Source organism: Ruegeria sp. CDSA034, from assembly GCF_059612275.1.
On record NZ_JBXWQH010000015.1, the window covers coordinates 48427 to 63063 of the forward strand.

General features: G+C 57.8%; 17 protein-coding genes. 3 read left to right on the top strand and 14 right to left on the bottom strand.

Annotated features, from left to right (window positions below):
- Positions 1-8 precede the first annotated feature (8 nt).
- Positions 9-1172, top strand: a complete 1164-nt coding sequence (locus AC2FLJ_RS19510) for a lytic murein transglycosylase (protein WP_496698520.1) — start codon at positions 9-11, stop codon at positions 1170-1172.
- A 52-nt stretch (positions 1173-1224) separates the two neighbouring features.
- Here the strand turns inward: AC2FLJ_RS19510 and AC2FLJ_RS19515 are convergent, their stop codons facing one another.
- From AC2FLJ_RS19515 to AC2FLJ_RS19535, 5 genes are all read right to left on the bottom strand, one after another.
- Positions 1225-2022 (bottom strand): class II glutamine amidotransferase, encoded by a 798-nt coding sequence (locus tag AC2FLJ_RS19515; RefSeq protein ID WP_282120838.1) that lies wholly within the window; start codon positions 2020-2022, stop codon positions 1225-1227.
- 179 nt (positions 2023-2201) lie between these two features.
- Entirely contained in the window at positions 2202-2552 is a 351-nt protein-coding gene (locus AC2FLJ_RS19520) for a hypothetical protein (RefSeq protein ID WP_109312259.1), read from the bottom strand.
- A gap of 54 nt (positions 2553-2606) precedes the next feature.
- On the bottom strand, positions 2607-6062 hold the full coding sequence (locus AC2FLJ_RS19525) for a chromosome segregation SMC family protein (RefSeq protein ID WP_496707235.1): 3456 nt from the start codon (positions 6060-6062) through the stop codon (positions 2607-2609).
- 139 nt (positions 6063-6201) lie between these two features.
- Positions 6202-6597, bottom strand: coding sequence for a hypothetical protein (locus AC2FLJ_RS19530; RefSeq protein WP_496707236.1), 396 nt, complete (start codon positions 6595-6597; stop codon positions 6202-6204).
- Between the two features lie 45 nt (positions 6598-6642).
- Positions 6643-7842, bottom strand: coding sequence for an aminotransferase-like domain-containing protein (locus tag AC2FLJ_RS19535; RefSeq protein ID WP_282153165.1), 1200 nt, complete (start codon positions 7840-7842; stop codon positions 6643-6645).
- A gap of 155 nt (positions 7843-7997) precedes the next feature.
- On the opposite strand from AC2FLJ_RS19535, the gene AC2FLJ_RS19540 reads away from it, so the two are divergent.
- Positions 7998-8768, top strand: a complete 771-nt coding sequence (locus AC2FLJ_RS19540; RefSeq protein ID WP_496707238.1) for an FCD domain-containing protein — start codon at positions 7998-8000, stop codon at positions 8766-8768.
- 3 nt (positions 8769-8771) lie between these two features.
- Here AC2FLJ_RS19540 and AC2FLJ_RS19545 read toward each other — a convergent pair whose 3' ends face one another.
- The 7 genes from AC2FLJ_RS19545 to AC2FLJ_RS19575 all read right to left on the bottom strand — a co-directional run bounded on the left by AC2FLJ_RS19545 (position 8772) and on the right by AC2FLJ_RS19575 (position 13257).
- Positions 8772-9554, bottom strand: a complete 783-nt coding sequence (locus AC2FLJ_RS19545) for a class I SAM-dependent methyltransferase (RefSeq protein WP_496707239.1) — start codon at positions 9552-9554, stop codon at positions 8772-8774.
- A gap of 3 nt (positions 9555-9557) precedes the next feature.
- Entirely contained in the window at positions 9558-10418 is an 861-nt protein-coding gene (locus tag AC2FLJ_RS19550; protein WP_496707240.1) for a hypothetical protein, read from the bottom strand.
- 268 nt (positions 10419-10686) lie between these two features.
- Positions 10687-11247 carry a F0F1 ATP synthase subunit B gene (locus tag AC2FLJ_RS19555; RefSeq protein ID WP_109312252.1) on the bottom strand — a complete coding sequence of 187 codons (561 nt, stop codon included), beginning with the start codon at positions 11245-11247 and terminating at the stop codon, positions 10687-10689.
- Between the two features lie 5 nt (positions 11248-11252).
- Positions 11253-11804 carry a F0F1 ATP synthase subunit B' gene (locus AC2FLJ_RS19560; protein WP_058273311.1) on the bottom strand — a complete coding sequence of 184 codons (552 nt, stop codon included), beginning with the start codon at positions 11802-11804 and terminating at the stop codon, positions 11253-11255.
- An 86-nt stretch (positions 11805-11890) separates the two neighbouring features.
- Positions 11891-12115, bottom strand: a complete 225-nt coding sequence (locus tag AC2FLJ_RS19565; protein ID WP_005981269.1) for a F0F1 ATP synthase subunit C — start codon at positions 12113-12115, stop codon at positions 11891-11893.
- A 48-nt stretch (positions 12116-12163) separates the two neighbouring features.
- The gene (locus tag AC2FLJ_RS19570; protein ID WP_058278975.1) at positions 12164-12922 is read right to left on the bottom strand and encodes a F0F1 ATP synthase subunit A; all 759 of its coding nucleotides are present in this window, start codon (positions 12920-12922) and stop codon (positions 12164-12166) included.
- Between the two features lie 2 nt (positions 12923-12924).
- The gene (locus tag AC2FLJ_RS19575; protein ID WP_058273313.1) at positions 12925-13257 is read right to left on the bottom strand and encodes an AtpZ/AtpI family protein; all 333 of its coding nucleotides are present in this window, start codon (positions 13255-13257) and stop codon (positions 12925-12927) included.
- 231 nt (positions 13258-13488) lie between these two features.
- Here AC2FLJ_RS19575 and AC2FLJ_RS19580 point away from each other — a divergent pair, with 231 nt between their 5' ends.
- Positions 13489-13824, top strand: a complete 336-nt coding sequence (locus AC2FLJ_RS19580; protein WP_058273314.1) for an ArsR/SmtB family transcription factor — start codon at positions 13489-13491, stop codon at positions 13822-13824.
- A 2-nt stretch (positions 13825-13826) separates the two neighbouring features.
- On the opposite strand, the gene AC2FLJ_RS19585 is transcribed toward AC2FLJ_RS19580, so the two are convergent.
- Positions 13827-14240, bottom strand: a complete 414-nt coding sequence (locus tag AC2FLJ_RS19585) for a universal stress protein (protein WP_058273315.1) — start codon at positions 14238-14240, stop codon at positions 13827-13829.
- Between the two features lie 106 nt (positions 14241-14346).
- The gene (locus AC2FLJ_RS19590) at positions 14347-14625 is read right to left on the bottom strand and encodes a hypothetical protein (protein WP_282169928.1); all 279 of its coding nucleotides are present in this window, start codon (positions 14623-14625) and stop codon (positions 14347-14349) included.
- Positions 14626-14637 lie beyond the last annotated feature (12 nt).

Below are 14637 nucleotides of genomic sequence, written 5' to 3' on the forward strand. Positions count from 1 at the left end.
ACCCTAAAATGCGTTTACTCTCGGGCATCATTGCCGCCACCCTGCTCGCCTCTCCCGCCCTGGCCCAATGTGGCGGCGGGTTCAATTCCTTTGTGAAGGGTCTGAAGGCCGAGGCCGTTCAGCAAGGGTTCGATAAATCCACCGTGAACAGCTTTTTCAAAGGTGTTCAGCAGGACAGCGCGGTTCTAAAGGCGGATCGGGCGCAAGGCGTATTCCAAATACCGTTCATCGATTTTTCACGCCGTCTGATTTCGCAAAACCGGATTGATCGCGGCAAATCCATGTCTCGCAAATACGATGCGGTGTTTGACCGGATTGAGCGGGAATATGGCGTGTCGCGCGGTGTACTGCTGGCGTTCTGGGCGTTCGAGACCGACTATGGCGCGGTACAAGGTGACTTCAACACCCGCAACGCTCTGGTCACTCTGGCGCATGACTGCCGCCGACCTGAGTTGTTCCGACCACAGGTTTTTGCAGCCATCGAGCTCTACAGCCAAGGGGATTTCGACCCCAACCGCACGACCGGAGCCTGGGCAGGTGAGATCGGTATGGTGCAGATGTTGCCCCGCGACATTCTGGAAAATGGCGTGGACGGGGATGGCGACGGCAAGGTCTCGCTAAAAACCTCAGCCCCGGATGCGCTGATGTCGGGCGGCAAGATGCTGTCGCATCTGGGCTGGCGTCCGGGTGAACCCTGGCTGCAGGAGGTAACTGTTCCCGCCCAGATGGACTGGTCCCTGTCCGGCCCCGGCAAGTCGCGGTCCGTATCCGAATGGCAGGCGATGGGCGTTCAAGCGCGCAGCGGATCTCTGGCCAATCTGCACGCGTCGCTGATCCTGCCACAGGGTCGCAACGGCCCCGCATTCTTGGCCTACCCAAACTTTGACGTCTATTTCGAATGGAACCAGAGCTTTGTTTATGTCCTGACCGCTGCCTATTTCGGTACGCGGTTGGAGGGCGGCCAAATCTATGACGCAGGTTCCCCGCCACAAGGCCTGTCGGGCGCGCAGATGAAGCAATTGCAGACCAAGCTTCAAGCGCGTGGGCATAATGTGGGCAAGATCGATGGTATTCTGGGTGCCGGCACGCGGGCTGCCGTTCAGGCCGAACAGGCACGGCTGGGGTTGCCCGCGGATGCGTGGCCAACAGCTGATTTGCTCAATCAGTTATGAGCCCCGATGCGTCCCGCACAGACGGGACGCATCCGGACGCAACACCACAGAGTTATGCAACCTCGGCGCGGTGATGCGGCGCTTTTGGTTCAAACGCATGTGAAGTCAACGCCCCTCCCCGCGTTTCAATCGCCGTATTGGCAGGGATTTCAGTCCATTCGCCGCTATTCGCGTCCAACGGTTCGGACGAAATAATGAACCCATCCTTACACGCCTTGTAGTGGAGGCTTGGGGCAAAGCGGTCCGAGGCATATCGGGCGGCAAAAAGGCGATCGCCGTCCGACCAACAAGCGGCAAAGCGAAGATATGGCATTGTACCTCGGCGTCGTGACAGATCTTCGACACGTTGGACTGCCCGCTCCATGGCGCCGATCGGATCGATATCCAGACCTTCGCCATGGGCAATCAGGAAAATCGCTTCGCTTTCGGTTGCGCCAAGCCGGTGGCTGTAAAGGTCAGGTGGTATCATACCGTCCAACTCCTGCCGGATACGGTCATGCCCTCCGGCCTGCCCATTATGCATAAAACTCCATTTTCCAACGCCAAACGGGTGGCAGTTGTTCCGCGACGTTGCAGTACCAGTTGATGCCCGCACATGGGCCAGAAAGAGATGCGACCGGGTGTGATGCGTTAGCTGTTTAAGATTGGCATCCGACCAGGCGGGGTTAGTGTCCTTGTAAAAACAAGGCGTCTCACGTTCGGAATACCAGGCAAGGCCAAATCCATCTGCGTTGATCGGCGTCTTTCCGATCAGAGCATTTCGGCTCTGAATGACAAGCGATTGCTCTTGGTTCAGAACCAATTCATCTAGATAACGCTTTGCGCCTGCCCAAGCCAGAAATCGGCACATCTGTTAGCCTCATTGAGTGTGAATTTTTCAGAGCATACCACCGGCTCAGATAAGAAAACTCACCATTCTTCGCGGGCATTCGATATTATTTCGATCAAATGACAACGCAGAACGCGAATTTTAAATCAGCTAATGCCGTACTTGGATCCAATGCCTGATCGTCGAGGCGGCAACCAAACTCATTCAGGCCGGACCGGGTATCGGTCGCCTTTCTCGTCAATCAAAACTAGGCGCTTACCGCTGCGTACATAGAGATCGCAGCGGCTGAACCCGTTACGATACGTGATGCAGACACTGCCGTCGTCGGCAATGGAATATGTCCCAAACGCGGAATCCCCGCTGGCGTAGGTAAAGGAATAAGCCCCACCAGCCGAAAACTTGGACTGTCCGTCGTCATAGAAGGTCAGCGTTCGCCCCGCGAGGGCGTCCAGCTCGGCAGATGAAAGCGGGACATCTCCGGGTTTTGTTGGCCATTCCGCCGCCACAACCGGGCTGGCAGCCAACAAGGCAAAGATCAGATATCGGGTCATGCTGCCACCTTAACCTGCCACGCGGCGATTGAGGCATAACGTTGCAGTGAACGATCAGGCGACCATCTGTTCGGCCTTTTTCAGATCGACCGAAACCAGCTGGCTGACGCCCTGTTCCTGCATGGTCACGCCAAACAGCCGGTCCATCCGCGCCATGGTCACCGCATGGTGGGTGATGATCAGGAAGCGAGTGTCCGTCTGGCGGCACATTTCGTCCAGCAGGTCGCAGAAACGGGTGACGTTGGCGTCATCCAGTGGCGCGTCGACCTCATCCAGCACACAGATCGGCGCGGGGTTGGCGAGGAAGACGCCAAAGATCAGCGCGGTCGCCGTCAAGGTCTGCTCGCCGCCCGAAAGCAGGCTGAGGGTGGATAGCTTCTTGCCCGGTGGCTGGCACATGATTTCCAGCCCGGCATCCAGCGGATCGTCGCTTTCGACCATGACCAGATTCGCCTCACCGCCACCGAACAGGTGCTTAAACAGCATGGCAAAGTTCGAATTCACCTGCTCAAACGCGGTCAAAAGACGCTCACGGCCTTCCCGGTTAAGGCTGGCAATCCCACTGCGCAGGGCCTTGATCGCTTCTTCCAGATCAGCCTTTTCGGTGTTCAGCGTATCGAACTCTTCCTGAACTTCCTTGGCGTCTTCTTCGGCCCGCAGGTTCACCGCACCCATCGCGTCTCGCTGGCGCTTGTGGCGGTTTACTTCGGCCTCCAGCGCGTCGGCTGCAGGCATCTGGTCAGGGTTCACATCCAGTTGGTTCAGCAACTGGTTCGGCGTCAACTGCTGATCTTCAGCGATCCGCTCAGCAGCTGCCACGACGCTTTCTTTGGCTGCGTCACAGCGCGCCTCAGCCGCTGCACGGGATTCGCGGGCTTCAGACGCCAAACGTTCAGCTTCTCGCTCGGCCAGCACGACTTCGCGCTGCTGCGTCTCAGCCTCGGCAAGCTTGTCGGCGGCCTCGGCACGCCGGGCCTCGGCTGTCTCGATCAACTCGTTCAGTTCTTCGCGGGCTTCGGCGATCTCACCAGGGGCGGCCATCGCCTCAGACAGTTCTTCCTCAGAGCTTTCCTTGCGTTCGACCAATTCCGCGATACGTTTTTCTGCTGAATCCAACCGGTGCCGCCAGCCACTGAGGTCCTTGGTCACTTCCTGGGCCCGCCGGGTTCGTGCCTCGCCTTCACGGCGCAGCTCATCATGGGATGAGCGATGGGTCAGCATGGTGATCCGCGCGGCCTCAACCGTCTGTTTGATATCCTCGACCTGCGCGCGCGCGCTGTCGACGTCACCCAGGCCGGCCAGAGTGCCTTCGGCCTCGCGCAGTTGCGCGCGGGCAGACATGGCATCATCCTTGTGTCTGTCAACGGCAAGGGTAAGCGTTTCCAACCTGCCCTGCGCCAGATTGCGGTCAGCCTCGGCCCGGCTCAGCCCGCGCGCGGATTCTGCCATCCGCTGGTCGGCGGCGCGTCGAGCTTCGCGTGCGCGGCGGTCTGCCTCGGTGACATCCGCCAGTTGCTGCGACAGCGCCTCATGTGCCGCGCGGGCACCATCAGCCTGCGCTTCGGCGCGGGTAAGCTCCTGTTTCAGAGCTTCAAGCTTGTTGAGCTGCTCCAACCGCAAGGCTGCAGCGCTTGGCGCATCTTCGGCCCATGCCCGGAACCCGTCCCAACGCCACAAGTCACCTGAACGGGACACCAGACGCTGCCCCGGCTTTAATGAGGCTTGCAGCCGCGCGCCCTGATCCGCATCAACCAATCCGATCTGAGCGATCCGGCGGCTCAGACGGTCTGGGCCCGAGACATGCAACGCCAATGGTTCTGCCCCATCGGGCAGGGGCTGATCTGCATCGTAGCCTGACACCTGCACCCAGCCGGATGGTCCATCGGCATCGACCAACGGTGTACGCAGGTCGTCAGCCAGTGCCGCCCCCAGCGCCTTTTCATAGCCGGGCTCGACCCGCAGCAGATCCAAGACCTGCCCGCCTTCGGCGGTATCCCGTTCGACCAGCTTGGCCAAGGCGGATGTCTCGGCGCGGATCGCGCCCAGTTCACCCTCGGCCTCAGACCGCTGAGCGCGCGCTTCGGCTTCTCTCGCTTGCGTTTCATTGCGCAGTTCGTCCGCTGCGGCCAGCGCTTCGTCGGCGGCCTCAGCGGCCTCGCGCGCTTCTTCCTCACCCTCTTGCGCTTCCTCAAACGCTTCGCTGGCGCGGGTCAAAGCATTGCGGGCTTCGTCTACCGCAGCACGGGCTTTCTCTTCTTCGCCTTCGGACCGGGTCAGCGTCTTGCGGCTGTCTTCGACCAAACGCTGAGCCGACTGGTGACGCGCCACAAGACGCGCCACATCTTCGGTTTCCTGCGACAGGTGATCTTCTCGATCTTGCAGCACGGATGCGGCTTCGCGCGCGATCTCGGCGGCCTCAGCCACTTTGTCGTCATGCCCATCTGCCGCTTTGGCCAGTTCGCGCGCTTCCCATTCCAGACGCTCAATCATCTGGCCCGCGTCCCGGTTCAGGCCGGTTTCGCGTTCGATATCGTTGGCCAATTGCTGAATTCGGTTGGTCAGCGTCTCGATCGTCCGACGCGCGCGGGTTTCCTGATCAGCCAGTTGGTCGCGCTGTACCTGCTGTCGTTGCAAGACGGCGGCGGCGATTGCCTCTTCCTCGCGCAGAGGCGGCAAAATTTCCTCGATTTCAGACCGCTTGGCGCTGGCGGCGCGGGCTTCGGCCTCCGCGCGCGAGGCTTCGGTGATCCGCTCGCGCAAGACGTCTTCGGCCTGTTGGCGGGCCATGTCAGCCTCTTTCCAGCGGCGATAGAGCAGCATGCCTTCAGCCTGCCGTAGTTGCTCCCCAATCTCACGGTACCGCGCGGCCTGACGCGCCTGCCGCGCAAGCTGCGCCAATTGGGTGCCAAGCTGTTCGAGAACGTCATCCACACGGGTCAGGTTGGATTCGGTGCCCTTCAGCTTTAGCTCCGCCTCGTGGCGGCGCTGATAAAGGCCCGAGATACCGGCCGCCTCTTCCAGAATGCGGCGACGCGCGCGGGGCTTGGCGTTGATCAGCTCGGCAATGCGGTTCTGCCCCACCAGTGCAGGTGAATGCGCGCCGGTCGAGGCATCGGCAAAAAGCATCTGTACATCGCGAGCCCGAACATCTTTGCCGTTGGTCTTGTAAGCGCTGCCGACGTCGCGGGTGATGCGACGCACAATTTCCAACTGATCGCTGTCATTGAACCCCGAAGGCGCCAAACGTTCCGAGTTATCCATCGTCAGGACAACTTCGGCAAAATTGCGGGCCGGACGCGTTGCGGCCCCGGCAAAGATCACATCCTCCATCGCGCCACCGCGCATGGATTTGGGGCGGTTTTCACCCATTACCCAACGCAACGCTTCCAGAAGATTGGACTTGCCGCAGCCATTTGGACCCACCACACCGGTCAACCCATCCGCGATGATCAGATCGGTCGGGTCAACAAAGCTTTTGAAGCCGGTGAGTTTAAGTTTGCTGAACCGCAAAGGCCGCTCGTCCCATGATTCCTATATCTGGAAGTCTGCGCAACCCATTGGGGTTGAGTCAACGGAGTAACGCAGGATATGGGATTTCACGTCAAGTTATCCACAATATCTTGCCAAAATACGCAAAAAAGCGCGTATCTCAGTAAGGAGCGCACTCAAAAACCTGATAGCCATAGTCTTCGTAGTAGCCATAGTCGATACATTCATAGGGACCGCGAAGAAGGCTGCCGAAAACAAGCTTTTCCCCCAATTCCCGGTCACAACCCAGAATGCCCACGGTGACCGCAGCGTCGCCCAGAACATCCAGCAACGGGCAACCCGACACCTGTGCCATAGCCAGTGCGGCCCGGTCGCGAATGGGGCCAAGACGCGGAGCATATTGAGAGTTGATGCGTACAGCCTCGGCCAGTTGATCGCGGACCCGCACGTCAAACACACTGCCATTCACCGCAACGCGGGTCGCAGGCACATCGCGAAAGTGGGGCGTGCCAGCCGAACAAGCGGCCAGCACTAGGAGGGACAGATACCGGATCATGCCCGCAGCATTGCGCCATCAAGGTTAACAAAACCTTTCCGCCGATCAGGCGCGCAAAACCTCACCCAATCGGCGAATACCTTCGCGGATCGTATCCTCATCCGAGTTCGAGAAACTCAACCGGATCGTGTTGGTCCCGCTGCCGTCCGGGAAAAAGGCCCCACCCGGGACAAAGGCTACTTTGACCGTGTCCAGCGCCCGGGCTAACAGTTCGGCCCCGTTTGTACCGACCGGCAATGTCAACCACACGAACATGCCACCTTCCGGCTTGGTCCACTGCACGCCATCGGGCATATGGTCCTGCAACGCCTGCAGCATGGCGTCGCGACGGGCACCGTAGACACGACGCAGCATCGGGATATGCGTGTCGAAACAAACCCGTGCCACCTGGTCAATGGCCATCTGGTTGATGGTTGCCGAATGCAGATCGGCAGCCTGTTTCATCAACACCAATTGAGAAATCACTGGCTTTGCCGCCACGACCCAACCAACCCGCAACCCCGGAGACAAGGTTTTCGAAAAGCTTCCACAATAGATCGTGCGGCAATCCTCAATCGACCCTTTGCACGCCAATTCCAGTGCCAGAACCGGGGGGATGGCATTACCGTCATAACGCAGGGCCTGATAGGCGCCATCCTCGATCACCGCACAGTTCAACTCATCCGCCAGATCCAGCAGCGCTTCCCGCCCCCGCAGATCCACGGTTTCGCCTGTCGGGTTGGCGAAATCGGGCGAGAGATAGGCAAATTTGACCGCGCCTTCGCCCGCTAACGCCGCGTATTCTGCCGCGCCCCGGTTGCCATTGATGCTGAGCCGGTCAAAACGTGGTTCATAAGCATTGAATGCAGCCAATGCGCCCAGGTAGGTCGGCCATCCGACCAGCGCAGTATCGCCCGGCGACAGATAGAGTTTACCCAGATAATCCAATGCCTGCTGCGAGCCTGACGTGATCAGGATGTTCTCAAGCCCGCATTCCACTCCGATTGAACGCATGTGGTCGACGAGCCATTCCCGCAGCGGGACGTAACCTTCGCTGACGGAATATTGTAGCGCCTGAGCCTGCTGGTCAGGCCCCAACGCAGCTTGAAAGGCGGCCGCGAACCCTTCGGCTGGAAACAACGCGGGATCGGGGATGCCGCCTGCAAAAGAGATGATCCCCGGCTGATCCAACAGCTTTAACAATTCGCGTATCTCAGACGCTTTCATCCGGGATGCCCGCGTGGCGAACAATTCGTGCGTAGACATGAGTCTCCTCCGCTCTCAGTCACGGCCAGCGTAGAGAGGAACATCACAAAGTCAACAATACTGACCTAATATTTTAGACCACGTGACCCCGCATTCTTGAACCTCGCCGCCATCCGTGGTCATATCATTTGACCAATTTCCGGAATGACGCCCGCATGCCATTTCAAAAAGTTCAGACCGAAAAGCTTTCAATCGCGGTAGTTCGCCAGATTGAACTGCTGATACTGCGCGGCATACTGCGCCCCGGCGAACGTCTGCCCGCCGAACGCGAATTGGCCGAGCGGCTGGGCGTATCCCGGCCGTCCCTGCGCGACGCGATCGCGGACCTGCAAAGCCAAGGGTTGCTGACAGCAAAAGCAGGATCCGGGATCTATGTGGCCGAGGTCCTGGGCTCAGCCTTCTCCCCGGCGCTGATCCGGCTGTTCGGCAGCCATGACGAGGCGGTGTTCGATTACCTCTCATTCCGGCGCGACATGGAAGGGTTGGCGGCCGAACGCGCGGCCCGGTTGGGGTCGGACAGCGACCTGAAGGTGGTACAGACGATTTTTGCAAAGATGGAAGCCGCCCATACCAGCAATGCGACCGAAGATGAGGCGCAGCTGGACGCGCAATTCCACATGGCTATCATCGAGGCCAGCCATAATGTGGTCATGTTGCATATGATGCGGTCAATGTTCGATCTGTTGCGGCAAGGCGTGTTCTATAACCGCCAGATGATGTTCCAGCAGCAAACGACGCGCGAGGCCATCCTGGACCAGCACCGCGCCATCAACACCGCGCTTCAGGCACGCAACCCGGCCGCTGCCAGATACGCAGTTCAAGAACACCTGAGCTTTGTTGAACGCTGCATGTCCGATCAGCAAAAAGCAGAAAGAAACGAAGAAATCGCTCAGCAACGCCTTCAGCACGAGGCAGGCACACTGTGATCGTCAACGTTTGAGTTGCATCGACTTTACGCGCTGCTTCATGTCTTCATAGTCCTGTTGCGTCAGGCTGGCACGACGAAACGCTTTTCGAATTCTCCATTGCTGCCACCGGCTGGGCCACGTGAGGCTGTCCAGCGTAGTGAAGGCATAAAGGTCTCCACGTAGGTGAACTTTCCGCATCCCCAACTGCTCAGCCATATAATCCAGGCTTTGCTCAGAGAAAAAGCTGATGTGTTGGCCCGTCTCAAAAGCCCAGTACCACCAGTCGCGCGGCGGTAGATCCTTTGGATCGAAGCAAGTTGCCGAAAAAAAGAGCGTTTCGAAACCAAATTTCGTGCGCGCCTCTTTTATGTGCGAAAGCGGATCAGGCAAATGTTCAAGAACTTCAAAGGCCGTCGCAACTGCATATGTTCCATCATCCGCCTCGAATCCGCGCGCCAACAGATTTTCGGCATAGGGGTCGGACCAGTGAAAATTCAGTCCAATGTCCCTTAGGCCGCGAACAAACAGACCATAGCCTCCGCCAATGTCGATCCCTCGGGCATTTTCAAGACCACTCGCTCGCATAGCTGTTGACACACGGCGCAGGTTCGACAGGTTTCGGACAACGATCCCTGTATCCGTCAACGCGATGGCGTCGCTATACGCTTCTTCCAGCCATGTCGGGTTTTCTACCCAGATATAACCGCAGCTTTCATCCAGAAAGTACTTTGCCGGGTGTCGCCCGATCACATCGCTTTCAAAAAGCAACACTCCAAGTTGCCCGGTGATTGGAGAATAGGGCATTGATCACGTTGCTCCGCTCGAAAGGTTTTGTAGGTTCGGTGGAAATGGTGCTCCGCTGCCTTCACCAAGATGCTCTTGCGGCGCGATAGTCGTCAATGCTGGATCGATATAGAGTCTGGCACCTCGCGTACGCATTTCCTGATGATACAGGACATGTTCACAGACCAGCCGGTTCTCCTCATCTCGGCATTTATATCTCAGGCCTCGTAGCGCTTGAGTTTTATAAAGGCCGGCCCCCGCAAATGCGCTGTCGACAGGTATAAGTCGGCAATCTTCTGGAATATGAAACTGACGGTCATGGATCATGGTCTTCAAGAGGTTTCGGCGCCATCTTCGCTTGCCCAACAGAGGCTTACGAGCGTTGTGTATCTGTTGCCAGACATCCTGTTCGCACCAACCCCGGCAGCGCAAGGCATATAGGTCGTAGTAGGCAGGCGTTGAGTTTGCAAAAACCGCTTCCCACTGAATTTCCGAACGCTTGGCCGCTACTAAAACAGCTTCGGGATTCAGACAGATGTTCGGCCCGTCTAAATCCAGCATCAGAGTCAGGTGGTTGTCACGACCACTCTTTTCGAGAGTTTCAAGTATAGAATTTCGAGCAGCAGTGATACGTTCGACACGTTCAGAAATGTCCGAGATCACACCGTCCAGCCGAATGATCTGAACCTCGGCACACCGGTTTGCGAATTCGGACAGTGTCTGATCGGTGTTATCTGTATTGTCATTGGTGGCAATGATGACCGAGTATTGCCCCATCCGTTTCGACAAGTCTTCGATCCGATGGATCGTTTCTTTCAGAGCCGAACCCCCGTTACGCACCGCGCCGACAATGTTCATGGAAACTGTGTCGTCTGTGGCGGGCACGGTCACTCTTTTCCTGTTTCTGGATTTCAGCTTTCTAACTCATCCGACGTTGTTCTGTGCAATCCCAGAGCCTCCGGAAAGGAAGGTGGGCGCACTATGGCTCTGTCATTAAACGCCCAATCAACGCCTTCGCATCTGTCAAATCACAATTCAGATCCGCTGCACAAGTGACTAAATTAGGATCGTGCGTCGTCCCTGTAGAAAACAAATGACCCGAAAACATGCGGCTTCCGGGTCACTTCTATTACTGATTTGCTATTCGGCGGTGTCAATGCAGCTTGTCACCAACATCCGCGATGGCCGCGTCGATCAGCTTGTTCGCCTGTGCCGCGGTCATCTGCTTGGCCAGAACCGCGTTGGCAGCCGATACCGCAACGGTGATAGCCTGATCGCGGACTTCCTTGACAGCTGACGCCTCAGCAGAAGCGATCTGGTCCTGAGCTGCTGCCAGACGGCGGGCGATGGATTTTTCCAAATCGACCTTTGCCTGTTCTGCCGCCAGAATAGCGTCTTCCTTGGCTGCAGCCACGATGGCATCCGCTTGGGTCTGCACTTCACGCTGCTTGCGCTCGTACGAGGCCAACAGGCTGCGTGCCTCTTCATGCAGGGCGCGGGCTTCGTCCAGTTCGGACTTGATGCCATCGGCGCGATTGTCCAGAGCGCCACCAATCATGCCCGGAACCTTGAAATAGAACAGGACCGCGATGAAAACGATGAAGCCCAGAAGGACCACAAAGTCGGTGTTGCCAAGCGAGAAGAACGGGCCGCTTGCAGCCAGCGCGGGGCTGGCGGCGCCGACGGTCAGGATAAGGGCAAGAGTATTCCGCATGTCACTTATCCTTTCGTCTGCGCGTCAATTGCACTGTCGATGGCTTTGGCATCTGCCTCGCCGCCCAGTGCTGTGACCAGTTCAGCTGCCGTGTCCTTGGCAACCACTTGAATGCTTTCCAGCGCACCGGCACGAATATCGGCAATTGCCTTTTCCGATTCAGCCGCCTTTGCAGCGATTTCCAAGTCTGCCTTGGCAATCGCGTCATCCAGACCTGACTGGATTTCCGCGCGGGCTTCCGCTGCGATACGCTGTGCCTCAGAACGGGCATCGGCCAGCGCCTTGTTATAGGCCTCTTCCGCCTCGACCGCTTTGGCCTTCAGATCTTCGGCCGCAGCCAGGTCATTTGTAATGGTCCCCTGACGTTCCGCCAGGATTGCCGCGATGCGGGGCAAAGCCACGCGAGACAGGACCAGAAAGATGACGACCAGCGTAATGACCAGCCAGAAAATCTGGTTGGGGAACCAATCGAAGCAGAGCTGGGGCATCCCGATCGCCGACCCATGAGAGTCAACGCAGGTACCTGCAATCTCTTCGTATACGGGTTCTGTCGCCATGATGTCCTCCGTCGGAACGTTGTCTTTACAACAGGTGGGCCGCTATGGCTTGGGCCCACCTGCGCGTAAGGATCAGGTTCCGCAGATTAGACGGCGAACATCAGCAGCAGCGAGACCAGGAATGCGAAGATCCCCAGGGCTTCTGCGAATGCGATACCGATGAACAGGGTTGCGGTCTGCGAAGCAGCCGCCGAAGGGTTGCGCAGAGCGCCGGCCAGGAAGTTGCCTGCAACGTTGCCCACCCCGATTGCGGCTGCGCCGGAACCGATTGCTGCCAGGCCTGCGCCGATGTGTGCGAGATCGCCTTCCATGATGTTTCTCCTTACGAATTGGAAGTTTCGATGTTTGGGTATCGGACCTTAGTGCGAAGGATGCAGCGCATCTTTCAGGTAAACACAGGTCAGAATGGTGAATACGTAGGCCTGAATGAAGGACACGAGGACCTCGAGGCCGTACATTGCGGTGATCGCCAGAACGGACACCGGTGAGATCACGGCAATCGCGGCAAAGCCTGCGAAAACCTTGATAACCGCGTGGCCTGCCATGACGTTACCGGCAAGACGAATGGAGTGGCTGACCGGACGCACGAAGTACGAGATCAGCTCGATGATCGCCAGGACAGGGCGCAGTGCCAGCGGTGCGCTGGACACCCAGAACAGACCCAGGAAGCTTGCGCCGTTCTTGACGAAACCCAGAACAGTTACGGTCAGGAACACAGCCAGCGCCAGCGGGATGGTCACGGCGAAATGCGATGTGGTGGTGAAAGACATGGGCAACATGCCCAGGAAGTTCGCGCAGACGATGAACATGAACAAGGTCATGACATAGGGAAAGTACTTCACGCCTTCTTTGCCGCAAATGTCTTCCAGCATCTTGTAGATGAAGCCATAGGCCAACTCAGCAACAGACTGCATCCGGGTCGGAACAATGGCACGTTTCGAGGTGCTGAGAACCAGCAGGGCAAAGATCGCCGCAATAGCCAGAAACAACCACAGAGTCACGTTGGTCGGCGTGTACCACGCAATCGCACCGTCACCGAAAAGCGGTTTAACGATGAACTGATCCATCGGATGGAAAACCAGGCTGCTGCCTTCTGCTGCGGTGGTCTCAGTTGCCACGTTCAGTCCCTCTCGTCCTTATCGGCCGCCTCAGCAGCCGCTTGTTTCTCCTGAACCTCTTTCGCGCTGCGGAGCATAACCTTCACGCCCGCGACAAGGCCCAGCAATGTGAACAGCACCAGGAAGATCGGGATTGTCCCGAGCAGGCTGTCCAGCCCGTATCCGATGCCAAATCCGATCCCAAGACCGGAAACCATTTCGATGACCATCCTCCAGGCAAGCTCGCCCCCGGACACGTCAGCATCCGCACGAGGCTTTGGCGCTTTGGCCTTTTTCGCCGCTGTGATCTTGGCCTCCAGCTGCGCCATACGCTGCTTTTGGTCATCATCGGTCACGGGCAATTCCCTCGCACAGTCTTGGGTAGGGTGCTAAGGGGCGCAAGGCACAGAGTCAACGGTGTTAAATGTCCGACTTGTCGCAGGTTAAGCAATTGGTTTTATGCAATTTATTCATGCAATTGAGGCACCATTAAAATGTCCCGATCCATCGGTGCGCGTAAAAACCGCTCTATTCGCATATTCAACCAAATGGTTGACCAAATCCGGGCGCTGTGATTGAGCGATAGCATGTCCAATGACCTCGATACCGTTTTCGCGGCCCTCGCCGACCCGACCCGCCGCGCCATCCTTGCGATGCTGCTTGAGGATGACATGGCCGTCACCGACGTCGCCGACCCGTTCGAGATGTCGCTGGCCGCGATCTCGAAACATCTGATCATCCTGACCAAGGCCGGGTTGATCAGCCAGGAAAAGCGCGGGCGGGTGAAGTGGTGTAAGCTGGAACCGGATGCGCTGCGCGCGGCATCCGTCTGGATGCAGGGGTTCGGTCAGTTCGAACCGGTCAATCTGGATGCGTTTGAACGATTTCTGGAAGTCGAACTACCAGCAACAGACGATCCCTAGACCTATCTGACGACAAACACCGATACTTTGGCATGCTTGGCCAGATATCCGGCATGGCTGGAAAAGATGTGGTCCGTGATGCGCGGTGCGTGCGTCCCAACGACGATTAGGTCGGCCCCAATCTCTTCGGCGGCGCGCGTCAAATCACCGTCGACCTCTGCAGCTACATCTACCGAGTGGATGTTGCGCGCTGAAACCTCGGAGCCACTCTGCTCGGTAAGTTGATCCACAATGGCTTGCAACTCGGTGCTAATCTCCGCGTCTGAATGCGTGACGTCGCCCGGCTGGGTTCCGGTCACGCTGACGATCGTGATCCGGGCGTTTTGCCATCTCGCCATTTGCGCCGCGACATCCAGAGCTTTGCGAATTTCCGGCGGCAGGTGAATATCAACCGGGATCATAATGTGACTAAACATGGCATCTTCCTCCTGCCGGCGATGTTAGCGGGCTCAGAAAAAGAGCACATTGATCTGCCTCATGTAGATGACCGCGACCATTTCCGTCGGTTTGGCCCGTTCTCAGTTAGCCTTCCTGACTATACTCGACACCGATGATCACTCCCGTTGCATCCGCAAGACACAACCACGGTGCCTGAGCGCCAGTGACCTCAATTGTCGTGATTGTTCCAGTCGGTACCGATTCAGTCGAAACCACGTTGACGTCAGCGGCCTGAACACCCGTCTCAGCCGACACGAGCGCCTCACAACTGCCTTGAAGGTCGGTCTCTGAAGACCCCTGCCCCCCTCCTTGCGTGCAGGCGGATAACATCGCACCGACGACAAATAGAATAGCTTGCTTCATCATTCCCTCCGG